This window comes from Pseudoxanthomonas sp. PXM01 (assembly GCF_014851815.1).
Taxonomy (GTDB): Bacteria; Pseudomonadota; Gammaproteobacteria; order Xanthomonadales; family Xanthomonadaceae; genus Pseudoxanthomonas_A.
The window spans coordinates 1-443 of sequence record NZ_JACVAJ010000009.1 but is presented as its reverse complement, the minus strand read 5'-3'; the positions used below and the strand labels follow the sequence as shown (position 1 = coordinate 443).

Genomic DNA, 443 nt, shown 5'->3' with positions numbered 1-443 from the left:
GAGGGGAGGAGGAGAAAGAGAGAAGGGAGGAGGGGAGAGGGGGAAGAGAAGGAAGGAGAAAGAGGAAGGAGGAGGGAAAGAAGGGAAAGAAGGAGAGAGAAGGAAGGGGGGGGAAAGGGGGAGAGGGAGAAGGAAGGAGAAAAAAGAGAGAAGGAGAAGGGGGAAGAGGAAGAAGAGGTAGAGGATGAGAGAGAGAGGGGAGAAAGGAAGGAAAGGAAGAAGGGAAGGAGGGGAGAGAAGGAGAGAGGAGAAGAGAGGGGAGAGAAAAGGAAGGGAGGAAGGGGGAAGGGAGGAAAGGAAGAAGAGGAAAGGGAGGAAGGAAGGGGAGAGAGAGAAGAAGGAAAGAAAGAAGGAAAGAGAGGGGGGAGGGAGGAAGAAGAGAAGGAGGGAAAGAGGGGGGGGGAAAGAAGAGAACGCTGGCTGGCCCGCACCGCGTTGCAGGC

At 55.5% G+C, this 443-nt stretch carries 1 protein-coding gene; it reads left to right on the top strand.

Annotated elements, in window-relative coordinates; translation table 11 throughout:
* Positions 1 to 443, top strand: a 443-nt coding sequence (locus IB230_RS19965) for a hypothetical protein (protein ID WP_192274564.1), incomplete at both ends; no start/stop codon positions are given.